Annotated in this window: 21 protein-coding genes and 1 pseudogene; 12 read left to right on the top strand and 10 right to left on the bottom strand. The window is 73.3% G+C overall.

Annotated elements, in window-relative coordinates:
• Positions 1-42: 42 nt before the first annotated feature.
• From ACN265_RS24190 to rsmD, 6 genes and pseudogenes are all read right to left on the bottom strand, one after another.
• Positions 43-990, bottom strand: a pseudogene (locus tag ACN265_RS24190) (phosphate acyltransferase PlsX); the annotation flags it as partial.
• 135 nt (positions 991-1125) lie between these two features.
• The gene (gene rpmF, locus ACN265_RS24195; RefSeq protein ID WP_088646032.1) at positions 1126-1299 is read right to left on the bottom strand and encodes a 50S ribosomal protein L32; all 174 of its coding nucleotides are present in this window, start codon (positions 1297-1299) and stop codon (positions 1126-1128) included.
• A gap of 5 nt (positions 1300-1304) precedes the next feature.
• On the bottom strand, positions 1305-1868 hold the full coding sequence (locus tag ACN265_RS24200) for a YceD family protein (protein ID WP_204923805.1): 564 nt from the start codon (positions 1866-1868) through the stop codon (positions 1305-1307).
• Positions 1869-1978: 110 nt separating this feature from the next.
• Positions 1979-2476, bottom strand: a complete 498-nt coding sequence (locus ACN265_RS24205) for a hypothetical protein (protein WP_088646034.1) — start codon at positions 2474-2476, stop codon at positions 1979-1981.
• A gap of 153 nt (positions 2477-2629) precedes the next feature.
• Complete coding sequence (gene coaD, locus ACN265_RS24210) at positions 2630-3115, bottom strand: pantetheine-phosphate adenylyltransferase (protein WP_088646035.1); 486 nt, start codon at positions 3113-3115, stop codon at positions 2630-2632.
• Positions 3112-3675: a 16S rRNA (guanine(966)-N(2))-methyltransferase RsmD gene (gene rsmD, locus ACN265_RS24215; RefSeq protein WP_420118464.1), complete on the bottom strand. Its 564-nt coding sequence runs from the start codon at positions 3673-3675 to the stop codon at positions 3112-3114. The genes coaD and rsmD overlap by 4 nt, the downstream gene beginning before the upstream one ends.
• A gap of 306 nt (positions 3676-3981) precedes the next feature.
• Here rsmD and ACN265_RS24220 point away from each other — a divergent pair, with 306 nt between their 5' ends.
• From ACN265_RS24220 to ACN265_RS24235, 4 genes are all read left to right on the top strand, one after another.
• Positions 3982-5256, top strand: coding sequence for a cell wall anchor protein (locus ACN265_RS24220; protein ID WP_421409691.1), 1275 nt, complete (start codon positions 3982-3984; stop codon positions 5254-5256).
• A 127-nt stretch (positions 5257-5383) separates the two neighbouring features.
• Complete coding sequence (locus tag ACN265_RS24225; RefSeq protein WP_420118466.1) at positions 5384-6220, top strand: ABC transporter ATP-binding protein; 837 nt, start codon at positions 5384-5386, stop codon at positions 6218-6220.
• 8 nt (positions 6221-6228) lie between these two features.
• Positions 6229-6990 carry an ABC transporter permease gene (locus ACN265_RS24230; protein ID WP_204923801.1) on the top strand — a complete coding sequence of 254 codons (762 nt, stop codon included), beginning with the start codon at positions 6229-6231 and terminating at the stop codon, positions 6988-6990.
• A gap of 30 nt (positions 6991-7020) precedes the next feature.
• On the top strand, positions 7021-7791 hold the full coding sequence (locus ACN265_RS24235) for a MerR family transcriptional regulator (RefSeq protein WP_421409695.1): 771 nt from the start codon (positions 7021-7023) through the stop codon (positions 7789-7791).
• A gap of 71 nt (positions 7792-7862) precedes the next feature.
• On the opposite strand, the gene recG is transcribed toward ACN265_RS24235, so the two are convergent.
• The gene (gene recG / locus ACN265_RS24240) at positions 7863-10067 is read right to left on the bottom strand and encodes an ATP-dependent DNA helicase RecG (protein WP_421409698.1); all 2205 of its coding nucleotides are present in this window, start codon (positions 10065-10067) and stop codon (positions 7863-7865) included.
• Positions 10064-11683 (bottom strand): DAK2 domain-containing protein, encoded by a 1620-nt coding sequence (locus ACN265_RS24245; RefSeq protein ID WP_421409701.1) that lies wholly within the window; start codon positions 11681-11683, stop codon positions 10064-10066. Before ACN265_RS24245 ends, recG begins: the two co-directional genes overlap by 4 nt.
• 222 nt (positions 11684-11905) lie before the next feature.
• Between ACN265_RS24245 and rpmB the strand changes: the two genes are divergently transcribed.
• The gene (gene rpmB / locus ACN265_RS24250; protein WP_046569512.1) at positions 11906-12097 is read left to right on the top strand and encodes a 50S ribosomal protein L28; all 192 of its coding nucleotides are present in this window, start codon (positions 11906-11908) and stop codon (positions 12095-12097) included.
• A 111-nt stretch (positions 12098-12208) separates the two neighbouring features.
• The gene (locus ACN265_RS24255; protein WP_421409703.1) at positions 12209-13462 is read left to right on the top strand and encodes an ATP-grasp domain-containing protein; all 1254 of its coding nucleotides are present in this window, start codon (positions 12209-12211) and stop codon (positions 13460-13462) included.
• A gap of 63 nt (positions 13463-13525) precedes the next feature.
• Here the strand turns inward: ACN265_RS24255 and ACN265_RS24260 are convergent, their stop codons facing one another.
• A complete protein-coding gene (locus tag ACN265_RS24260; protein WP_420118472.1) occupies positions 13526-13987 on the bottom strand; it encodes a GNAT family N-acetyltransferase in 462 nt (153 codons plus the stop codon).
• Positions 13988-14009: 22 nt separating this feature from the next.
• Entirely contained in the window at positions 14010-14948 is a 939-nt protein-coding gene (locus tag ACN265_RS24265; protein ID WP_204923795.1) for a thiamine-phosphate kinase, read from the bottom strand.
• Between the two features lie 121 nt (positions 14949-15069).
• Between ACN265_RS24265 and ACN265_RS24270 the strand changes: the two genes are divergently transcribed.
• From ACN265_RS24270 to ACN265_RS24295, 6 genes are all read left to right on the top strand, one after another.
• On the top strand, positions 15070-15303 hold the full coding sequence (locus ACN265_RS24270; protein ID WP_088646044.1) for an Lrp/AsnC ligand binding domain-containing protein: 234 nt from the start codon (positions 15070-15072) through the stop codon (positions 15301-15303).
• Entirely contained in the window at positions 15304-15933 is a 630-nt protein-coding gene (locus tag ACN265_RS24275) for a DUF3515 family protein (protein WP_204923794.1), read from the top strand.
• A gap of 139 nt (positions 15934-16072) precedes the next feature.
• Positions 16073-17266, top strand: a complete 1194-nt coding sequence (locus ACN265_RS24280; RefSeq protein WP_421409708.1) for an MFS transporter — start codon at positions 16073-16075, stop codon at positions 17264-17266.
• 967 nt (positions 17267-18233) lie between these two features.
• Positions 18234-20366, top strand: coding sequence for a hypothetical protein (locus ACN265_RS24285; RefSeq protein ID WP_421409710.1), 2133 nt, complete (start codon positions 18234-18236; stop codon positions 20364-20366).
• A gap of 46 nt (positions 20367-20412) precedes the next feature.
• Positions 20413-22254, top strand: a complete 1842-nt coding sequence (gene pelF, locus ACN265_RS24290; protein ID WP_420119393.1) for a GT4 family glycosyltransferase PelF — start codon at positions 20413-20415, stop codon at positions 22252-22254.
• Positions 22254-23771, top strand: coding sequence for a hypothetical protein (locus tag ACN265_RS24295; protein ID WP_421409712.1), 1518 nt, complete (start codon positions 22254-22256; stop codon positions 23769-23771). The genes pelF and ACN265_RS24295 overlap by 1 nt, the downstream gene beginning before the upstream one ends.
• The last annotated feature ends 28 nt before the right edge of the window (positions 23772-23799 follow it).

Raw genomic sequence — 23799 nt, forward strand, 5'->3', positions numbered from 1 at the left:
GTTCCCGGTCACCTCGTCGGCCCGGTCGGCGGCGCAACGGGTGGGGGTGTCCTCCCGCTCCGGGTCGGTGCCGTCGCCTGCGGGAAGGAGCGCGACCTGCTCCCGGACCTGCTCGGTGGCCCGGCGACGCCAGAGGTGGGCGGCCAGGGCGATACCGGAGGCGACGTCGTCCGGGGTCGCCGCGCCGTGGCAGACCACCACAGTTCCGGCGACCCCGAGCAGGGCCGCCGCCCGGGGCGCTCCACCACTGGTCGGTGGGCCCCCGGCCATCGCGTACGCCCCCTCGATGGTCTTGAGCAGGATGTTGCCGGTGAAGCCGTCGGTGACCACCACGTCGGCGCGGACGCCGGACGTCACGTCGTACCCCTCGACCAGGCCGACGTAGCGGGCGTCACCGGGCAGCGCGGTGCCGGCGAGCAGGGGGTCGGCGGTGCGGCGCGGGCGGTCCCCCTTGCCGGCCTCGGTGCCGACCGAGAGCAGGCCGACCCGGGGGGCGGCGACGCCGTGGGCGACGGCGGCGTAGGCCGCGCCGAGTACGGCGTGCCGGGCCAGGGTGGCCGGTCGGGGTTCCAGGGAGCCGCCGACGTCGAGCAGGACCACGGGGCCGGAGACGGCCGGGAGCGTCGCCACCAGCGCGGGCCGGCGCACGTCGGGCCAGCGGCCGAAGCCGAGGGCGGCGGCGGAGACGGTGGCGCCGGTGGACCCGGCGGAGACGAGCGCGTCGGCGGCGCCGTCGCGGACGGCGGAGACGGCCGCCCGGACGGTGCTGTCGGCGCGGGGCGCGTGCTCGGTCGGCCCGGCGGCGGTCCGGGTGGCGCGGATGGTGATCCGGGTCCGTTGCGCCGGGGTCAGGGCGTCGACCACCCCGGCCGCGACCTCGGTCGGGCCGACGAGCAGCAGGTGCAGGTCCGGGTCGGCCCGCACCGCCCGCAGAGCGCCGTCAACCACGACGGCGGGAGCATCGTCCCCGCCGAGGAGGTCAACGGCGATCCGCGCGGTGCCCGACTCCCTCGCCGGGCCGGCCGGATCAGGCCGGCCGGCGTCGGAGGGAGCCGGGGCACCGGGCGATCGCCGGGGTGCGCGCGCCACCCGACCCGTGGTCGGGGGTGTCACTCGGCGTCCAGGTCAGACCTCGAGAACCTGGCGGCCGTTGTACGTGCCGCAGACGGAGCACGCCGCGTGCGGCAGCTTGGGGGACTTGCACTGCGGGCAGGCCACGGTCGCGACCACAGCCGCCTTCCAGTTCGCCCGGCGGGACCGGGTGTTGCTGCGCGACATCTTGCGCTTCGGGACGGCCACGGTTCCTACTCCTCTGTACGGTTCAGTTGCGACAGGCTCGCCCAACGCGGGTCGATCTGCTGGTGGCTGTGATCGGCCGGCAGATCGTCCCAGTGCACCCCGCACTCGGGGCACAGTCCTGGGCAGTCCTCCCGGCAGAGCGGGTTGGTCGGCAGCGTGAGCACCACCGCGTCCCGCAGCGCCGGCTCCAGGTCGATCAGATCGTCCTGCATCCGGCCCACCTCGTCCTCGTCGGTCGTGATGTCCGTGGTGCTGTTCTCGTACGCGTACAGCTCCTGGACGTTCACGGTCAACGAGTAGTCGATCGCGCGCAGGCAACGACCGCACTCGCCCTGAACGGGACCGGTCACGGTCCCGGAGACGAGCACGCCCTCGGACACCGACTCCAACCTCAGGTCGAGGTCGAGGTCCGCGCCCTCCGGCACGCCGATCAACTCTCCGCCGAGGTCCGCCGGTGCCGGCACGACCCGCCGATGCGTACGCAACGCGCCAGGGCGACGCGGCAGGTCCCTCGTGTCGAGGACCAGCGGCGCCCTGGGGTTGAGTGATGAAGGCGAGTGTTTGGGCATAGTCAGACTCCGGCCGGTGAGAGGCCGACAAAAAAGGTTACCTGGGCGACCGCCGGGTCGTCGAACCGGGGGCGACGCCCGACCCGTCCGTCGGTGGGATGAGGTGCCGCTCAGAAGGGTAACGGGCGTTCCGCCTCGTCCCCACCGAAGGTGCCGATCTCCCGCAGCGCGTGCATCTTGTCCCGCCCGCGCTCGATCGAGGCCAGCGCCCGGGTGAGGAACTGCTCGAAGTTCGCCAGCGCGGTGTCGACGTAGTCGTCGACCTCCTCGCGCAGCCGCTGCGCCTCGGCACGGGCCTCGGCGATGATCCGGGCCCCCTCGTGCTCGGCGGAGACGGTGATCTCGTTCACCGAGACCAGCCGGGCGTGTTCCGCCTCACCCTCACTGATGATCCGGTCGGCCTCCCGCTTGCCGGCCTCCATGATCTTGTCCCGCTCCTCCAGCAGGGCGGCGGCGCGGCGCAGGTCGGCGGGGAGTTCGGCGCGCATCTCGTCGAGGGCGGCGATCATCTCGCCCCGGTCGACCATGCAGTTGTTGCGCGACATCGGGACGGAGCGCGCCTGCTCCACCATGGCGATCAGTTCGTCGATGCGGTCGAGCGGGTCCACCGGTACCTCACTCCTGTCGTTCGTCGGCCGACCTACATGATGCGGCCTGCGCCCGGCTTCGGCGCTGCACCACATGATGTCGTGCCCCGGCCACCACCGCCGCCACCACCCCGGCCCGACGCGCCGCCCGGATGCGGCGCGACGGCGCGACGGTCAGGGACGCGGGACGGTCAGCCGGGCCTGTAGCGCCCGGCGGACGGTGTCGGGCACGTGCGAGGAGATGTCGCCACCCCACTTCGCCACATCCTTGACCAGGCTGGAGGAGAGGAACGAGTAGAGCGGGTTGGTCGGCATGAACAGCGTCTCCACGCCGGCCAGGCCGATGTTCATCTGGGCCATCTGCAACTCGTAGTCGAAGTCGCTGACCGCCCGCAGGCCCTTGATCAGCACACTCGCCTCCTGCGCCCGGCAGAAGTCGACGAGCAGCCCCCGGAAGGACGCGACCCGCACGTTGCCGTACGAGGAGGTCACCTCGCGGAGCATGTCGATCCGCTCCTCGACGGTGAACAGGCCGCTCTTCGACTGGTTCACCAGCACGCCGACGATCACCTCGTCGAAGAGCCGGCTGGCCCGTCCGATGATGTCGAGGTGTCCGTTGGTGACCGGGTCGAACGAGCCGGGACACACCGCACGTCTCATGATCGGCGACCGTACCAAAGAGTGGTCTCGCCGTAACGCCGGCTGCGCGCGGCGGTGATGCCCTGCACCCAGTCGACCGGGCCGCCCCGGGTGGACCGCTCGACCACGACCAGCGCGTCGGGGGCGAGCCAGTCGTGCGTGACCAGCCCGGTCAGCAGGGCGGTGATCTCGTCGTCCGGCACCGCGTAGGGCGGGTCGGCGAAGACCACGTCGTACGGCGCGCCGCCGGGTCCGGCCGCGACCACCCCGGCCACCCTGCCGGTGACCAGTCGGGCGGCGGGGGCGGCCCGCAGCGCGGCGACGTTCTCCCGGATCACCCGGGCGGCCCGGGGGTCGGACTCGACGAGCAGCACGTGCGCCGCGCCCCGGGACAGCGCCTCCAGCCCGACCGCGCCGGAGCCGGCGTAGAGGTCGGCGAAGCGCACCCCGTCCAGGTCCACCTCGGCGGCGACGGCACTGAACAGCGCCTCACGGACCCGGTCGGAGGTGGGTCGGGTGCCGCCGCCGGCGGGTGCGGCGATCCGTCGTCCGCCGAGCGTGCCGGCCACGATCCGGGTCACGGTCTACCCCTGTGCATGCCTGTGACGCTACGCGACGGGTAGCGCGGGCCGGCGGCGCGGTGCGCCCGGACGGGGTGACCACTTGATCACTTCCGGTAGATCAATGATCTCATATGTATAACAACACTCCCTGTGCCGGCTGTGCGCTATGTCCGTATCGACGGGCCCACTAGGGTCGGCCCGGTGCCGGTGCCGCTCCGCCGGCCAGGGCGCCGCACCGGCGTCGTCACGGCGCTCCCACCCCTGCCGTGACCCGCAGACGCCACCCCCGCCGCGCCCTGACGCATCCTCACCTCGGGAGTACGCGTGATCCGTCCCAAGCTGTCGCCACGGCGACCGCTCGCCGTGACCGCCGCCGCCCTGGCCGGCCTGGCCACGGCCCTCGCCCTGACCGCCCCGGCGGGCGCCACCTCAGCCTCACCGTCCCCGACGGCCACGCCGACGGCGACCGCCACGCCGAGCGCGACGGCCGGCACCCCGTCGGGCGGCGAGCCCGCGCCGTCCTGCGTCGCCGCCGCCGACGCCCGCTACACGCACACCTTCGACGGGCCGGCGGGCAAGGCGTCGATCACGCTGACCAACGGCCCGCTGTGCCGGGGCGAGGAGCAGGAACTCGCCCTGGTGTCGTACGTGACGCCGTCGGCGAAGTTCGCCGTCCCACAGTACGTGCTCGACAAGTCGATCAAGAAGTTCACCGGGGTCGCCCCGGGCGAGCTGGGTGTGGCCACCCTGGACTTCGCCGTCGAGGTGCCGAACTGCTACACCCAGGTCGACTTCGTCTTCGGCAGCAAGCTGATCGACCCGCTGACCGACACCAGCGACCGGTACGGCGACCGCAAGGTCGGCAGCCCGGCCGGCATCGGCGCCCGCTCCACCGGCCCGCGCGCCTGGTACAACGGCGGCTCGGGCACCTGCTCGGCGGCGCCGGAGGTGATCGCCGAGTCCGACTGCGACGGCAACGTCGAGTTGACCCTGGTCAACCGCAGTGGCAACGCCGGGGCGACCTTCGCCATCGTCGGCAGCGGCGGCTTCACCGAGCAGGTGACCGTCCCGCTGCGCAAGATCGAGACCCGCAGGCTCAGCGCCGGGCAGGCGCAGGAGATCACCGTCACCGCCCCCGGCATGAAGGACTTCACCGGCGGCTGGCAGAAGCCCGCCGACTGCCAGCAGCCCGAGGTCGGCACCCCCGACGCCAGCTACGAGTCGAGCTGCGACAAGATGATCTTCCGGATCAGCAACCCGGAGGACGGCACCCCGCTGACCTCCGTGTTCACCCCCAACAAGGGCGAGCCGAAGAAGATCACCGTCGAGCCCGGCCGGACCGGGACGGTCAGCTTCCCGGCCAGCAAGGGACTCACCGTCACCGTCACCGGTGACCTCGACTCCGGCGGCCCGCTGAAGTGGGAGCAGCCGAAGGACTGCCCGTCCACCGGCGGTGGCGGCGGCGGCGACCAGGACGGCGGCCTCCCGGTGACCGGTGCGGCGGCCGGCGCCATCGCGGCCGGCGCGGCCACCCTGCTGGTGGCCGGCGGGGTGCTCTTCCTCGTCGCCCGACGTCGGCGCATCCGCTTCACCGTCTGACCCGCGGCGCGCCCGCAGGGCGCTGACCCGCACAGCACGCCCGCAGGGCGCGTCGACCGACCGGTCGACGCGCCCTGCGCGTTTCACGCTTGACCCTGCCGCAGCGTCAACCTCGCATGCTGACGCCATGTCCACGACAGAGTCGACGCGGGCCCTCGGGCCCGCCATCCGGATCCGGGGCCTGACCAGGTCCTACCGCGAACTGCCCGTGCTGCGCGGAGTGGACCTCGACGTGGCCCCGGGCAGCATCTTCGCCCTGCTCGGCGCCAACGGAGCGGGGAAGACCACCCTGGTACGCATCCTCGCCACCCTGCTCAGGCCGGACGGCGGGACGGCCCACGTGCACGGCTTCGACGTCACCACCCAGGGCGCGCGGGTACGCGAGTCCGTCAGCCTCACCGGCCAGTTCGCCGCCGTCGACGAGATCCTCACCGGCCGGGAGAACCTGGTGCTGGTCGCCCGGCTGCGCCACCTGCCCGACCCCGGCCGGATCGCCGACGACCTGCTCGGCCGCTTCGCGCTCACCGACGCGGGCCGTCGGCGGGTGGGCACCTACTCCGGGGGGATGCGCCGCCGCCTCGACATCGCGATGAGCCTCATCGGCGACCCACCGGTGATCTTCCTCGACGAACCCACCACCGGACTCGACCCGCAGGCGCGCATCGAGGTGTGGCAGGCCGTCCGGGAACTCGCCCGCCGGGGCACCACCGTGCTGCTCACCACCCAGTACCTCGACGAGGCCGAACAGCTCGCCGACCGGATCGCCGTGCTGCACCACGGACGGATCATCGCCGACGGCACGCTGGCCCAGCTCAAGCAGCTCCTTCCGCCCGCCACCGTCGAGTACGTCGAGAAGCAGCCCACCCTGGAGGACGTGTTCCTCGCCATCGTCGGCGACGACGCGCCCACCGCCGACACCGACCGCATCCCGGACCCCGCCCGCCCCGCCGGCACCAACCACTGAGGACCCCGATGACCAGACACTTCCTGCCGGACACCGCCGCCCTGCTCGGGCGCTCGCTGCGGCACATCAGCCGCAGCCCGGACACCGTCATCACCACCACGATCATGCCGATCGCGTTCCTGCTGCTGTTCGTCTACGTGTTCGGCGGCGCGATCCGGACCGGCTCCGACCGGTACGTGAACTACCTGCTGCCCGGCATCCTGCTGATCACCGTCGTCTCCGGCATCTCCTACACCGCGTACCGGCTCTTCCTGGACCTCAAGGGCGGCATCTTCGAGCGGTTCCGGTCCATGCCGATCGCCCGCTCGGCCGTGCTCTGGGCACACGTGCTGACCTCGCTGGTGGCCAACCTGATCTCGCTCGTGGTGGTGGTGCTGGTCGCCCTCGCCATGGGCTTCCGCTCCGGGGCCGGCCCGCTGGCCTGGCTGGCGGTCACCGGCATCCTGCTGCTGTTCACCCTGGCGCTGACCTGGCTCGCGGTCATCCCGGGCCTGACCGCCACCTCCGTGGACGGCGCGAGCGCATTCTCCTACCCGCTCATCCTGCTGCCGTTCGTCAGCTCGGCCTTCGTGCCCACCGACACCATGCCCGGCCCGGTGCGGGCCTTCGCCGAGCACCAGCCGGTGACCTCCATCGTGAACGCCCTGCGCGGCCTGCTCGGCGGGCAGCCGGACGGCGGCGAGGTGTGGACCGCACTCGCCTGGTGCGCCGGCCTGCTCGTCGTCGCGTACGCCGGCGCGATGGTCGTGCACCGCCGTCGGGTGGGTTGACGGTGCTCCCGGGTCGGGCAGGCTGAGGCCATGTTGACGATCGGACGGCTGGCGTCGTACGCCGGGGTGACCATCCGCGCCGTACGGCACTACCACCAGATCGGGCTGCTGCCCGAACCGGAACGCGACGCCTCCGGCTACCGCACGTACGACGCGGCGGCGGTGGTACGGCTGATCCGGATCCGGACCCTCGCCGAGGCCGGCGTCCCGCTGAGCCGGGTCCGCGAACTGCTCGACGCCGACCCGGCGACGTTCGCCGCCGCCACCACCGAGATCGACCACCAGTTGCGTACCCAGATCCGGGCGCTTCAGGAGCACCGGCGGCGGATCGCCAGGCTCCGCGACGGTGACACCCTCGCCGTCCCCGCCGAGGTGGTCGACTATCTGGACCGGCTCCGCGCCGCCGGGGTGCCACTGGTCGCCGTCGAGGGCGAACGCGACGGGTGGATCCTGATGGCGGCGCGGTGGCCGGACGCGATCCCGACGCTGATGGCCGACAAGGTGGCCCAGCTCGACAACCCCCAGGTCGTCCAGCTCTACCGGTTGATCGGTCGGATCGCGCAGGACCCGCAGGACGAGGAGCTGCTACACGAGACGGCCGACCTGCTGGCCGAGATGTTCGCGCAGGCGGAGGCCGCCGGGGAGCTGGCGATGCAGCAGGAGGTCACCCCCGACCCCGCGTTCGTCAGGTTGATGGACTCGTTCGCCGACGCGGCCCATCCCGTCGTCAGGCGGCTGCGCAGGATGGTCGCGGATCGGGGGTGGACCGGCTGGACCGTCATCGAGAAGCGCCGTCCCTGAGCCGCCCGCCGGCCGGCGGCACACCCGGCCGACGGGACGCCGCCCCGACGTCCACGCGCCGAGGGCGGCGGTCAGCCCTTCTCCAGGTATTCCGCGCGTTCCTCGTCGACCAGGGCGGCGACCGAGGCGGCCAGGGCCGGATGCCGCTCAAGCTCCGGGTCCTCGTCGACCAGGGCGACCGCCTCGGCCCGCGCGTCGCGGATCAGGTCGGCGTCGCGCAGCAGGGAGAGCAGCCGCAGGTGCGAGCGGCGGCCGGACTGGGTGGCCCCCAGCACGTCGCCCTCCCGGCGCTGCTCCAGATCCAGCTCGGCCAGCTTGAACCCGTCGGTGGTGGAGGCGACCGCGTCCAGTCGCTCCCGCGCCGAAGAGCCCTCGGCCGCCTCACTGACCAGCAGGCAGAGCCCGGGAGCCGAACCCCGGCCGACCCGACCCCGGAGCTGGTGCAGTTGCGACACCCCGAACCGGTCGGCGTCCAGCACGATCATCACGGTGGCGTTGGGCACGTTCACGCCGACCTCCACCACCGTGGTCGCGACCAGCACGTCGAGGTCGCCGTCGGCGAAGGAGCGCATCACCGCGTCCTTCTCGTCGGCGGGCAGCCGACCGTGCAGGACGCCGATCCGCAGCCCGTGCAGCGGCCCCTCGGCGAGCAGCGGCGCCACCTCGGTCACCGCCAGCGGCGGGCGTCGCCCGTTGTCGTCCTCACGGGGCGGCTCCTCCTCGGCCGCCGGCCCCTCACCGATGCGCGGGCACACCACGTACGCCTGGTGGCCGGCGCTGACCTCCTCGCGCACCCGCCGCCACGCCCGGTCCAGGAAGGCCGGCTTCTCGGCCGCCGGCACCACGTGCGAGGCGATCGGGGACCGCCCCTGCGGCAACTGGGACAGGGTGGAGGTCTCCAGGTCGCCGTAGACGGTCATCGCCACCGTGCGCGGGATCGGGGTGGCCGTCATCACCAGCACGTGCGGCGGCTGGGCGGCCTTGGAGCGCAGCGCGTCGCGCTGCTCCACGCCGAACCGGTGCTGCTCGTCGACCACCACCAGGCCCAGGTCGGCGAAGTCGACGCCCTCGTAGAGCAGGGCGTGGGTGCCGAGCACGATGCCGGCCCGCCCCTGCGCGACCTCGGCCAGGGCCCGCCGCCGGGCCGCCGCGCCCAGCGAGCCGGTGACCAGTTCCACCCGGGTCGCGTCCTCGGCCGCGCCCAGCTCACCGGCCTGGGCCAGCGGGCCGAGCAGGTCGAGCATGCCCCGGTGGTGCTGGGCGGCGAGCACCTCGGTCGGGGCCAGCAGCGCCGCCTGACCGCCCGCGTCGACCACCTGGAGCATCGCCCGCAACGCCACCACCGTCTTGCCGGAACCGACCTCTCCCTGCAACAGCCGGTGCATCGGATGCGGGGTGGTCAGGTCGGCGGCGATCTCGACGCCGACGTCGCGCTGCCCGGGGGTCAGCTCGTAGGGCAGCCGGGCGTCGAACGCGTCGAGCAGGCCACCCGCCTTCGCCGGGCGCGGCTTCGCCGGCCATGACGCCGCCCGCAGCTTGCGCTGCACCAGGGTCAGCTGCACGGCGAACGCCTCGTCCCACTTGAGCCGGCGACGGGCCCGGTACAGCTCCTCCTTGCTCGACGGTCGGTGGATCTCGCGCAGTGCGGTGCCGATGCCGACCAGCTTGCGTTCGGCCCGCAGCGACGCCGGCAGCGGATCGTCCGGCGGGGCGACCGTGTCCAGCACCACCCGGACGCACCGGGCGATCACCCAGGTCGGCACGGCGGCGGCGGCCGGATAGACCGGGATCAGCGCCCCGGCGAACTCCTCGACCTCCTCGGAGGCCGCCGCCTCACCCTCTCCGCCCTCGCCGAGCAGCACGTACTCGGGGCCGTTGAGCTGCCGCTTGCCCCGGAACTCGGTGACCTTGCCGGCGAACAACCCCCACCGGCCGGGGCGCAGCTCGCGTTCCCGCCACGCCTGGTTGCCGAAGAAGGTCAACGTCAGCGTCCCGCCCGAGTTGTCGCCGACGGTCACCTCCAGCAGGTTGCCCCGGCGCTGCCGCATCGGACGCACCGCCGTGCGCTGCACCTGGGCCAGCACGGTGACCTGCTCACCGACGTCCAGCGAGCGGATGTCGGTGTGCTCGCCGCGCTCGTCGTAGCGGCGCGGGAAGTGGTACATCAGGTCACCGGCGGTGTGCAGGTCGAGATGACCGGCGAGCGCCTTGGCGGTGCGCTCCCCGACCAGCTTCGTCAGCGCGGTGTCCACCGTGGCCGGTTCGGCCGTCGTCATTCGACCCCCACCAGGAGCGGATAGTGCGGTTGCCCGCCCGGGTACGCCTGCACCTCGACGAAGGGCCAGCGCCGGGTCACGTGCTCGCGGACCGCCTCGGCGAGCCCGGCCGGGGCGTCCGCGCCGGTGAGCAGGGTGACCAGCTCACCGCCGCCGCCGAGCATCCGGTCGACCACGGCGGCGCAGGTGTCGACCAGGTCGCTGCCGATCAGGTGCACCTCCCCCTCGACCAGGGCCAGCACGTCGCCGGGCCGGCACGGGCCGGCGACGGTCAGCGCCTCCCGGCTGGCGTGGCACACCTCGGCGTACCGGCAGGCCCCGGCCGCCTCGGCCATCGCGATGACGTCGTCGGCGAACCGGCGCTGCGGGTCCCGGACGGCGAGCGCGGCCAGCGCCTGCACCGGCGAGCGGGTCGGCACCACGCTGACCTTAACCCCGAGCCGGTGCGCCTCCCGGGCGGCGGCGCTCGCCACCGCCTGGGTGTTCGGGTCGTTGGGCAGGACCACCACCCGGGCGGCGGCGGTGGCCCGGATCGCGTCCAGCAGCTCGCCGGTGGACGGGTTGCCCGGCACCACCGTCGCCCCCTCCCCACCGAGGAGTTCGGCGATGCCGACACCGGTCGCGACCACCACGGCCGCCCGGCCGTCGGCGGCCGGACCGGGGGCCGGCGGGGCCTGGTCGGCGAACCGGGTCACCGAGATCCGGTACGGCCGGCCGGCGGCCACCCCCGCCTCGACGGCCGCCCCGACGTCGTTGACGTGGACGTGGACGTTCCAGGTGGTGGACCCGGCGGGTGCGCCGGCGTCGCCGACCACCACCAGCGAGTCGCCCAGCGTGGCCAGTTCGGCGCGCATCCGGGTCACCGCCTCGTGCGGGGCGTCGAGCAGGAACTGCACCTCGTAGGCGTACTCGGGGGAGCCGGTCTCCCGGACCACCGTCAGCGCCGGGCGCGCCGGGCGGGCCACCGGCGTCGGCCCGGCCGGGGCCTCCCCCGTGACCACCTCGACCAGCGCGTCGAGCAGCAGGCAGAGCCCCCGTCCGCCGGCGTCGACCACGCCGGCCCGGGCCAGCGCGGGCAGCTGCCCGGGGGTACGCGCCAACGCGCGGGCGGCCTCCCCGGCGGCGGCCCGGGCCACGGTGCACAGGTCGTCGCTGTCGGTCTGCTCGGCGGCGGTCGCGGCGGCGGCGACCACACTCAGCACGGTGCCCTCGACCGGTCGGGCCACCGCGGCGTAGGCGGCGGTGGTGGCGTCGCGGAGCGCGGCGGCCAGCGCCCGGCCGGCGACGGCGGGCACGTCGCCGAGCGTGTCGGCGAGGCCGCGCAGGATCTGCGAGAGGATCACCCCGGAGTTGCCCCGCGCGCCGAGCAGCGCGCCCCGGGCCATCAGTCGCAGCGCCCGCCCGTGCGCGGTCGTGCCGTCCTCGGGCAGGGTGCCGGGTCCCATCGCCAGTGCCTGCTGGGCCGAGGCGAGCGTGAGCACGAGGTTGGTGCCGGTGTCGCCGTCGGGCACGGGGTAGACGTTCAGCTCGTCGATCTCGCCCTGGTGCCGGCGCAGCGCGGCCAGACCGCCCGCACACCAGCGGCCCACCGCGGCGGCGTCGAGGGTGTCCAGCACGGCCAGAAGCCTACTGGCGGCGACCGACACCCGCCGGGGTCGGCTGGCGTGTCCCGGTCCGGTTCGGGCGGGACGTCCCGGTCCTGGGCGGCCGACCGGGCAGGGCGGCGGGGGCCGGGACGGGCGGTTGGTCCTGCCCGGAGTGCATCGGGTACCCTGGCCAGGTTGTCCGGGCAGCGCCTGCCGGCGACCTCATGAACGTATCAATCTCAGGAGTATCCCGTGGCTAGCGTGTGCGACGTCTGTGGCAAGGGGCCGGGCTTCGGCCACAACGTGCCCTGGTCCAAGAAGAAGACCAACCGCCGCTGGAACCCGAACATCCAGTCGGTGCGTACCCCGGCCGGTGGGGGCACCACCAAGAAGCTCCAGGTCTGCACCTCGTGCATCAAGGCCGGCAAGGTCACCCGCGCCTGACCTGGTAACACCTCCACCGCTTCAGCTCCGATCAGTACCGGTGGGCCGTCCGGCCCGCCGGTACTGTCGTGTCCCCGCCACCCGGTGACCGACCCGTACGGAGGACGACCTTTGGACCTCGACCTGGGCCGCGACGAGATGATCGTCGTGGGCGCCTCGCTCGGCATGCTGCACTGGTTCGCCGAGGAGCTGCCGGCGGGCAGCGTGGTGCTCGTCGAGGAGCCGGAGATCATCGCCCGGCGGGATGTCACCGCGACGACGGCCCGGCTGCCGGTGGTGTCCCGGGTGGTGTCCGCCCGCTACCAGACCGGCCTGGACGTCGAGGAGCTGCTGGCCCGGGAGCCGGGGCTGGCCACCGCCCGGCTGGTGATGCCCGGCCTGGAGTACGCGGTCCGGGCCGCCGCCCGGCTCGCCGAACGGCTGGGCCTGCCCGGTGCCGGCCCGCAGGCCGCCGACGTGTTCTCCGACAAGCACCGGATGCGCGTGCTGGCCGACCGGGCCGGGCTGGCCAATCCGGCGTACGAGCTGGTCGACTCCCCGCAGCGGGCGGCGGCGTTCGCGGCCCGGTTCGGTGGCCGGTGCGTGTTGAAGCCGACCCGTCGCTCCGGCAGCCTCGGCGTGCAACTCGTCGACGCCGGTGACGACCTGTCGGCGGCCTGGTCGGCGACCGCCGCCCCGGAGGCGCCGGTGGAGGCGGCCACCGACCTGCCCACCGAGGTGCTTGTCGAACAGACCCTGCTCGGGCCGGAGTACAGCGTCGAACTGCTGGTCGCCGACGGCGAGGTGTGCTTCGGCAACGTCACCGACAAGCGGGTGCTGCCCGGTCGCCGCCCGGTGGAGACCGGGCACACGGTGCCGTCGGCGCTGCCGGCGGACGGCCGCGCTGAACTCGTCGCGGCGGCCACCCGGCTGGCGGCGGCGGCCGGCTTCCGCACCGGTGTGCTGCACAGCGAATGGATCGTCGCCGACGGGGTGCCGACGCTGGTGGAGTGCGCCGCCCGGCTGCCCGGCGACATGATCGCCGCGCTGATCTCGCTGGCGTACGAGTGCGGGTTCATCGACGCCTACCTGCGGACGCTGCGCGGCGAGCGGCCCCGGCTGCCGGCCCGGCCGTCCGGGGCGTCGGCGGTGGAGTTCCTGCTGCCGCCGCCGGGGACGCTGACCGCGGTCGACGGGCTGCGCGACGCCCGCCGGGTGCCCGGCGTCCTCGCCGTGCAGCTCGACGTGGCCGTCGGGGACCGGGTCGGCGAGGTCACCTCGTCGGTACGCCGGGGTGGGCACGTGCTGGCCTGGGGCGCCGACCCGGCCGAGGCGGCGGCCGCCGCCCGTACCGGCGCCGACCGGCTCCGGTTCACCGTCGCCTGACGCCGCCGGGCCGACGCGCCGGTCCCCGCCGCCGCGAGTGGGACCGGCGCGTCGCACGACCGGTCAGAGCGTCCGGCCGAACGACAGGCAGCCGGGGGCGTCGGCGTAGTAGCCGAAGTTGGCGATCCGCTCGTACCCCGCCGAGGTGTAGAGGGCGACCGCCTCGGGTTGCCGGTCACCGCACTCCAGGATGATCCGCGTGCGCCCGTGCCGGAGGGCCGACTCCTCGATGGCGGCGAGCAGGGCGCGGGCCACCCCACGCCCCCGCACGGCCGGGGTGGTGTACATCCGTTTCAGCTCGGCGGCGTCCGCGCCGTGGCTGCGCCACCCCGCGCAGCCGACCGGCTCGCCGTCGAGGTGGGCGACGAGGAAGTCGCCGTGCGGCGGGACGAACTCGGTGTGGTCGATGGGGGTCTCGTCGCCGCTGCCGCCGTACCGGACGCCCAGGTCGGCCATGGTCGCCCGGATGAGCGTCTGGGCCGCCGGCGAGTCGAAGCCCAGCGGTCGGATCTCGATCTCACTCACGGGGGAAGGGTACGACCGCCCCTTACCGGAAGTGGTCCCAGCCTGCTGGTCCGTCGTACACGTCACCGTCGACGGTCACCCCGCCGCCCTCGATCACCCGGCCCACCGGACGCCACCGGTCCGGCAGCGCCACCGTCGCCGGGAAGGTGGCGACCAGGGCGTGATCGTCGCCACCGGCCAGGATCCAGGTGTACGGGTCGACGCCGAGCGCCTGGGCGGCGTCGCGCATCTGCGGGGGTACGTCGAAGGCGTCCCGGCGCAGGTCGACCCCGACACCGCTGGCCTTCGCCAGGTGGCCCAGGTCGGCCAGCAACCCGTCCGACACGTCGATCATGGCGGTGCCGCCGAGCCGGGCCGCCTCCGGCCCGGCCCGGTAGGGCACCTCCGGCCGCCGGTACGCCTCGACCAGCACCCGCGGGGTGCGGAACCCCCGGGAGAGCACGGTCAGCCCGGCGGCGGCCCAGCCGGTGCGGCCGGCGAGCGCCACCACGTCACCCGGCCGGGCGCCGGAGCGGACCACCGGTGCCCGGCCCGCCAGGTCGCCGAGAGCGGTCACCGCGATGGTCAGGGTGGGGCTGGCGGACATGTCCCCACCGACCACCCCCGCGTCGACCAGTGCCGCCTCGGCGGCCAGCCCGTCGGCCAGTTCCTCCACCCAGGCGGTGTCCAGGTCGGCGGGGATGCAGAGGGCCACCAGCAGGGCGGTGGGGGTGGCGCCCATGGCGGCGATGTCGGCGAGGTTGGCCGCCGCCGCCCGGTGTCCGACGTCCCGCGCGCCCGACCAGTCCCGCCGGAAGTGCCGCCCCTCGACCAGCACGTCGGTGGAGGCGACCACCCGCCGGTCGCCGGCGGCCACCACGGCGGCGTCGTCACCCGGCCCGAGCAGGCAGGCCGATCCGTACGTCAGCCGGGTGGTCACCCGGTCGATGAGGCCGAACTCGCCCACGTCCGCGACACCCATGTCTTCCTTCCGACACGCTCGCTAGCTGCTTAACCGCGACCACCGCCAGGGATCACGCCTGCTCCGTAGGGTATTTTCACCCTTCGGGCCGCCCCTGGCGGCGACGGACGGAGGTCGAGTCGTGGTACAGGCGTACATCCTCATCCAGACCGAGGTGGGCCGGGCGCGGGACGTGGCCGGTCTGATCGCGGATCTTGCCGGCGTGGTACGCGTCGACGCCGTCACCGGGCCGTACGACGTGGTCGTCCTCACCGAGGCGAACACCGTCGACGAACTCGGCAAACTGATCGTCAGCAACGTGCAGATGGTGCCCGGCATCACCCGCACCCTCACGTGTTCGGTGGTGCGCCTGTAAGTGGACGAGAAGACCTCCTCCCCCGAGACCCCGACCGACGTCGCGCCCACCGCCGACCGGCCGGCGGTGGACCGGTCGACCCGGCGGGCCGCGCTCTGGGCCACCCTGGTCGCCGTGCCGGTGACGGTGGCCGTGGCCGGCTTCACCTTCGCCAAGCTCTCCCCCGACGCGCCGGTGGCCGCACCGGAGGCGTCGCCGACCAGTGCCGGGCCGAGGTCCAGCGCCCCGGTCGAGATGCCCGCCCCGGCGCTGGCCGAACGGCCCGGTGTGGTGTGCCGGGCGCTGGTGTCGCAACTGCCGGCCACCGTGCGGGACCTCGCCCAGCGGCCGGTGACCGCCGGCGCCGAGCAGAACGCCGCCTACGGTGACCCGGCGTTGACCGTGGCCTGCGGGGGTGCCGAGCCGACCGTGGACGCCACCGCCGACGTGTGGACCGTCAACCGGGTCTGCTGGCACGCCGACGAGCGGTCGGACGCCACGGTGCTCACCACGCTCGACCGGGAGACCGCCGTCACGGTGACGGTGCCCCGGGCGTACGAGGGGGCGTTGCAGTGGCTCACCCCGATCTCCGACGCGGTGGTCGCCTCCGTGCCGTCGGGCGGCGACAGCCCGGCCGGCTGCCGGGGCTGAACCGCCTCCCGTGCCGGTGTCACGACGGCCGGCCGGTGAGGCGGAAAACCGGTTGACGGCACCGATAATCTGATCCTCCGTACCTGCGGCTGGCCGTGGGTGGCGAGGGGGCCCTGCCCCCTCGCCACCAGGAGCCGCCGTGCGCCGCCCACCCGCCCTCTCGTTCCTCCTCGTCACCGTCTTCCTGGACATGCTCGGGCTCGGCCTGGTCGTGCCCGTCGTACCGGCCCTGCTGGCCGACGTCGCCGGGGACGCCGCCGCCGCTGCCCGCTGGTCCGGCCTGCTCGGCTCGGTCTACGGCCTGCTGCAGTTCGTCGTCTCGCCGCTGCTCGGCCGGCTCGCCGACCGGTACGGCAGGCGGCCGGTCCTGCTCGGGTCGGTGGGCTGCCTCGGCGTGGACTGGCTGGCCCACGCGGCCTGCCCCGCACCGTGGACGCTGCTGCTGTTCCACGCCCTCGCCGGTGCCTGCGCGGGCACGTACACCGTGGTCAACGCCTATCTCGCCGACGTGACCGCCCCCGGGGCACGGGCCCGCGCGTACGGGCTGGTGGGAGCCGCGTCGGGGCTCGGGTTCGTCGCCGGCCCGACCGTCGGCGGTCTGCTCGGCGCGGTCGACGTACGCCTGCCGTTCCTCGCCGCCGCGGCGCTGTCCTTCGCCAACGTCGGGTACGGCTGGTTCGTCCTGCCCGAGTCGCGGCCCGGTGACCGCCGGACCCCGCTGACCCTGCGGACGGCGAACCCGTTCGGTGCCGTCGCCGCCACCTTACGACGCCCGGTGCTGGGCCGGCTCGCGTCGGCCCGGTTGTGCGCCGACGTCGCCCGGATGACCCACCAGTCGACCTGGACGTTCTTCCTGACCCACCAGTTCGCCTGGGGTACCGCGCGGGTGGGTGCGGTGCTGGCCGCGGGCGCGCTCGCCGGGGCGGTGTTCCAGGCGGGAGCCGTCGGGCCGGCCGTACGGCGGCTCGGGGAGAAGCGGACCGCGGTGCTCGGCGGCCTGCTCGGCGTCGGATGGCTGGCGGGCACGGCGTTCGTGACCGCACCCTGGCCGCTGCACCTGCTCCAGGCGGTCGGTGTGCTCGCCGCGGCCGGTGGCGCCGCCGCACAGTCGTGGCTGTCCCGGATCGTGCCCGCCGACGAGCGGGGCACCGTGCAGGGGGCGCTGACCGGCGTCGGCGCCGTCGCCGAGACCGTGGTGCCGGTGCTGGCCGGGACGGCGTTCGCCTGGTCGCTGGCCCACGCGTCACCGGGCCTCGTCTTCGTCGGCGCGGCGGTCTTCGCGGCCGGGTCGACCCTCCTGCTGGCCACCACCCCCGACCCTCCACGGCCCTGACGAGGGCGGTCGGGAAGCTGCGCGACCGGTGCCGCCGGATCGGCTGCCTGATGCGTCGAGTGTGGAGTCGGCGGGGGTGCTCCGATCCGGCGTCCGCCGTTTTATCCGACGCTGCCCGACCGACTCCGCCGACGCACGTCCACTTCTGCATTTGCGTACCGTGGAAGTTCCACGAAACCGATCGGGTCAGCAAAACGATTTGGCTCCGGACGCGTTGATAGGTGGGACAGTGGAGGGCTTCCATTGGCTGGGAATGGGCAACTCCTGACGCTGGGAACCGCTTCTGCCGAAACTGGCTGATTCGACGGTCAGCGCTGCGGTATTCGCCATTTCCCGACGGGTTCACCCGCCGTCCCCGCCGCAGAAAGTCAACATTCTCCACGATGTGCCGTCGATCAAGCGATTGCCCGACAAAAGGCGCAAGCGACCACCGGTGGCACCGGCCTCACAGGTACCCCGGGCTGCGAAAACGTCGGGTACGACAGGCTCCGGCGTGACCCGCCGCCGGCGCAGCGGCCGGCACCAGCCGAAGGGATGGCCGAAAATCGGCTGATCGGTGGGCCAGCATGGACTGATCGGCCACTCTTGCCGCACCGTGACAGGTACAACCCGAGCGAATGGCCGATGCGCGCGACGTTCCGCACCCGACCGCCGACCACATTCTGGCCACCGTCGGCTACAGCCGTGTGAAGTGAACGTGAATGAGGTGTTTCGATCACTTCGAAAAAGAGCACGTCAGTGCGCCTGACACCGACCGGCAACATCACCAAGATCAGCGCAAAGCGCGTTTACCGGAAGGCGACTTCGTACGCACGGCGCTAACACCCGACCCCGCTTGCGTCAATGCTCCACATGCGACAGGATCATGCGCGGAATCCGAACCAATAATTGCTAGCCTTCGATGGCAACCCCGCGGTCCATACAGGATCGGCGGCATTGTTCACATCTCCTCATCGGAGGTCACCACATGGTCCACACCGGACCTACGCGCCGTCGCGCGAACCGATTCGCCCTCGCCGGGCTGACCGCGCTCACGGTCCTGCTCGGCACCCAGACCCCGGGCCTCGCCCAGCCGCCGACCGCGCCGCACACGCTGGCCCAGCCGCCGAGCGCACCCGGCCTCGGCCAGGTCGCCAGCAAGAAGGAGGCCCGCCCCGGCCCGCTGCCCACCCGGGCCGGCACCGTCAAGGTCGCCCCGTCGTCGGGTGCCCGCAGCGGCGGCGTGGGCACCCAGGCGATCAACGACAAGGTCGCCCTCCGGTCGCTGATCGTGGCCACCAACACGGCGGACTTCGGCGTAGCCACGCTCACCACCACCCTCGACCGGGTCGGCGCGAGCTACGACATCATCTACACCGCCAGCCAGACCCTCTCGGCGAGCACGCTCGTCGACTCCAACGGAGTCGGCAAGTACAACGCGATCCTGCTCACCAACAGCATGTTGATCTACGAGTCGGGCGGCAACTACCTGGAGGGCCTCAGCAGCACGGAGTGGACCACCCTCTGGGCCTACGAGCGCAACTTCCAGGTCCGGCAGGTGGCCCTCTACACCAGCTACGGCACCTGGCCGGAGGACTACTGCCTCAACTCCGCAGGTGAGACCGCGGTCGGCGACACCCCCCTGCCGGTCTCCCTGACCACCGCCGGCGCCGGGGTCTTCGACTACCTCAAGAGCACCGCAGAGATCCCGGTGACGCAGTCCTACGTCTACAAGACGTCGATCAAGAGCGGCTGCAACGCCGACGCCCTGCTGACCAACGGGTCCAACGTGCTGGCCGTCCGCACGACGTCGACCGACGGTCGGGAGCGCCTCGCCCTGACGTTCACCTCGAACCAGTACCTGCTCCACTCGGACCTGCTGGTCTACGGCCTGATCCGGTGGGCGACCAAGGGCCTGCACTTCGGTGAGCAGAAGCACCACCTCAACGTCGACATCGACGACTGGTTCAGCTTCTCGGACCACTACAAGGAAGACGGCACCGTCGAGTACAGCCCCGGCTTCCAGACCACCGGGCACGACGCGGTCAACCTCGACGCCAAGCAGACCGCGCTGCGCGCCGCGCACCCGCTGGCGTCCGGGTTCACCTTCAACATCCCCTACAACGGTGCCGAGATCGACCCGTTCGCCGGCAGCACGTGCAGCCCGAACGGCGACGCCACCACGCTGACCGCCACCACGAAGTGCCTGAAGAACAACTTCCGGTGGATCAACCACACCCTGACCCACCCCGCGCTGAACACCACCGACTACACCACCACCCACGACGAGATCAGCGCGAACCAGACCGCGGGCACCTCGATCGGGCTGAACCCGCCGGCCAGCGTGCTGAAGACCCCCGAGTACTCCGGCCTCGGGGTCTACAACAACTCCAGCGGCGTGCTCACCGACTACGGCCTCGCCGCGTCCAACCCGGACCTGATCGACGCGGCCGCCGACCTCGGCATCACCACGCTGGCCGGCAACATGTCGTTCGCCAGCCACGTGCCGGCGCACTTCAACGCGTCCACCGCGCACCCGCTGGACGCGAGCATCGCCGTGGTGCCGTGCTGGCCGACCAACATCGCCTACCACACCACCAACCAGGCCGAGGAGACGCACTTCTACAACGCGTTCTACGGCCCGAACGGCCACTTCCCCTACTGGCCCACCGACCGCACCTACGCCCAGCTCCTGGACTACGAGGCCTCGGTCGGCCTGCAGCACGTGACGTCCGGCTCGATCTACGCGCACACGTTCCACGTCGCCAACGTGCGTGACTACGGCTCGGGCAACAGCCTGGTCACCGACTGGGTGGGCGCGGTGCTGACCAAGTACAGCTCCTACTACTCGGTGCCGCTGCTGAACTCGGCGTGGACCGACATCGCCACCTACACCAGGGCGCGTACGGCCCACTTCGCCACGCTCGGCGCCGGGGCGTCGGCGATCTACGACCGGACCACCGGTGAGATCACGGTGACCTCGCCGGCCGCCGGCTCGCTCCAGCTCGGGGGCGTGGCCGCGACCACCACGGGTGCCGGCAGCTACGGCACCGACGTCACCGTCCCGGTGACGCTGGCGGCGAACACCCCGGTCACGTTCACCGCCGCGCCTCGCCTGTAGGGCGAGACGGCGACATCAGAACAGCAAAGGTAAACGGGAGCAATTGGTGAGGATCGCACTGGTCTCGGAGGGCACCTACCCGTACGCGATGGGTGGGGTGAGCATCTGGTGCGAACAGCTCATCCGGGGAATGCCGGACTACCGGTGGGAGGTCGTGGCGCTCACCGTGGACGGCACCGAGGAGCCGGTGTTCGACCGGCCGGCCAACCTCGACCGTGTGCACTCGATCCCGCTGTGGGGCGGCCGGCCGACAGGCCGCCGCCCCCGGCGGGGGGTGCTGGTCCCCGCCGGACGGCCCGGCACCGAGTTCATGCAGTCCTACGAGGTGTTCCTGCGGGCCCTGGTCACCCCCCTGGAGTCGACCCGGTCCCAGGCCGGTGCGGTCAACCGGAGCACCTTCCTGCTCGCCCTGCGCGGCATGTTCGAGTACGCCTCCGCCGGCGGCGACCTGGGCGCGGCCCTGCTGTCCAACGAGGCGCTGCGGATGATGCTGGAGGCCTGGCACACCCTGCGGGTCGAGGAGACCGGGCCGGCCCCCACCGTCGCCGACGCGTTGGAGGCGGCCTGGCTCATCTCGCACATGCTGCGGCCGTTGAGCGCGCCACCGGTACGCGCCGACATCGTGCACTCGTCGATGAACGGTCTGGCCACCCTCGTCGGAATGGCCGCCACCTGGACGTACGGCACCCCGCTGGTGCTCTCGGAGCACGGCATCTACCTGCGCGAACGCTACATCTCCTACCTGCACGACGACGCGCCGCACCCGGTCCGGGTGCTGGTGCTGAGCTTCTTCCGCTCGCTCGCCGGTGCGGCCTACCTGATCACCGGCGCACTCGCCCCGCACTCGCAGTACAACCGGCGCTGGCAGCTGCACAACGGCGCCGACCCCGAGCGGATGTGGACGATGTACAACGGCGTCGACCCGGACGAGTTCCCACCCGCGGCCGGCGAGCCGGACGTGCCGACCATCTCGTTCATGGGCCGGATCGACCCGCTGAAGGACCTGCACACCCTGATCCGGGCGTTCGCGCTGGTACGGGCCGAGATCCCCGAGGCCCGGCTACGCATCTTCGGCGGTACGCCGGCCGCCAACAAGGTCTACCACGAGAGCTGCGAGGCGCTGATCGACGAACTCGGGCTGACCGGGCACGCGGTCCTGGAGGGCCGGGTCGGCAGCGCCGTCGAGGCGTACCACGCGGGCAGTCTGGTGGCGCTGACCAGCATCTCCGAGGGCTTCCCCTACACGGTGGTGGAGGCGATGGCATGCGGCCGGCCGACGGTGTGCACCAACGTCGGCGGGGTCGCCGAGGCCGTCGGCGACACCGGTTTCGTGGTCGCGCCGCGCGACGTCACCGCGATCGCCGCCGCCTGCGTCACGATGCTCAACGACCGGGACCTGCGGCTGCGGCTGGGGGCGACGGCCCGGCAACGGGTGCTGGAGCGGTTCACCCTGCAACGGTCGTTGCAGGCGTACCGCGACATCTACGAGCGGCTGGCCACGCCGCGGGGGGCGTCCCCCGCGCCGAAGCACCTGCGCGGTCAGGCCCAGGGTTTCGTCCGGGTGCCGAACCGGCCGACCCGCCCCGGGGTGGCATCGGTCGCCGCCCGCCCCGCCGCCGTGCCCACGGTCCGGCCCGAGGTGGCCCCCGCCGCCGCGACGCCCGTCGTCGCCCGGCCCGAGCCGACCCCGGTCACCGCCCGGCCCGAGGTGTCGCCGCTGGCCGGGCGGGTGCCCCGCCAGCGGGGGCCCGAGCAGTACTCGGCGGCGGCGTACCGGACCCGCCACGACCCGAACTCGGCCGCGCCGGAGCTGCCGCAGCCGGCCGGGCCGGGCCCGGACGACGACGAGACGACGACCGTCATCATGCGTACCACCGGTGGTCGCTGATGACCGAGGCCACCGACCCGGACGGCACCGATCCGTTGTTCCGCCCCGTCGCCACGATGACCACCGAGCCGGGGCCGGCCGAGAGCCCCGAGCGCACCATCCTGCTGCCCCGGATCTCCACCGACCCGGTGGACGACCTGGTCGAGCGGGTCCGGCCCCGGTTGACCCGCGCGGTGGACGCGCTGCAGGTCGCCGCCGCCCTGGAGGCGGACGGGCACACCGACCGGGCCGCCCAGGTCGAGTACGGCTACCGCGACGTCTTCGTCCTCGCCGCCGAGGTGTTCCGGCGGTTGGGCCCGGCCCCGGCGGTCGAGGAACAGCCGGCCGCCGCGCCGGGGGCCGGCCGGGACCGACGGAGCGACCTGCGGACGATCTCCCACGGCCTGCTGTACGTGCTGCCGAGCGCCGCGTTCCCCGCCGTCCTGTCGGTGGTGGGACGGTCGGGGCTGGTGGCCGGGATGATCCTCGCCGGCACGGTCGGCTGGATCTGGTCGGGCGTGGTCGCCTACGCGGCGTTCCGCCTGCTCGGCCTGGGCCGGGCCCGTTCGGCCAGCCGGGTGCTGCGGATCGCCGCGCTGACCGCCGTGCTGCTCGGCCTGGCCGCCGGTGCCCTGATGCTGCCCTACGGCGGGCTGCCGCTGGCCGCGATGATGGTCTGCCAACTGGCCTACCAGCTGGCCAGCACCCTGCTGGTCTTCTACCGGCGGGAGGGGTGGCTGGCCGCCGCGCTGGTCCCGGCCGTCCTGGCCAGCGGGGTGTTCCTGGTCGCCGGTGGGGTGACGGCGCGGCGCTGGGCGGTGGGCGCGGCGGCCCTCGGCGTGCTGGCCGCGTTCGCCGCCGGGCTCTGGGCCACCCGGTCCGCCGCCCGGTCGACCGAGCCGGCCCCCCGCGACCCGCTCTGGCCGGCGTGGCCCGCCCTGCTCGGCGTCGCCGGGTACGGGCTCTGCTCGGCGGCGCTGCTCTTCCACGCGCAGGCGCCCTACCTGCTGGGTCAGTGGGACGTCGCGGCGTCGGCGGTGCCGCTGATCCTGTCCATGGGGTTCGTCGAGTGGCGGACCAGCCGGTTCTGGGCGAGCGGGGTCGCCCTGTCCCGGCGGGCCCGGTTCCCGCACGCCTTCGTCGTCGGGATCTGGCGCACCATCGGCCGGGAGTTCGCGGTGTGCCTCGCGGTGCCGGCGGTGTTCGGGGCGCTGCTGCTCGTCGCGCTCGACCGGGCCGGCGTGCTGTCCACCGCCGGGGTGGTGATGACGGCCGCCCACGTGGCTCTCGCCGGGGCGTACTACCTGGCGTTCCTGCTGGCCGGTCAGGGCCGGTACGGCTGGCTGTGCCTGTCGATGACGGTCGTGATCGTGCTGCACGTCGGCGGGGGTGCGCTGCTCGGCGTCGCCCCGCTGCTCGGGCAGGGCGGCGACCCGCTCACCGACACCTCGCTGCACCTGGTCAGCGTGCTGCTGCTCCAGGCGCTGTTCGCGCTCGGTCTGGTTCCGGTGATCGGGCAGGTTCGGCACTACCGATAGTCCACTTGAGACCTATGGGGAGGTCCGG

It is taken from the genome of Micromonospora sp. WMMD730, from assembly GCF_049178955.1.
Classification (GTDB): Bacteria; Actinomycetota; Actinomycetes; order Mycobacteriales; family Micromonosporaceae; genus Micromonospora; species Micromonospora wenchangensis.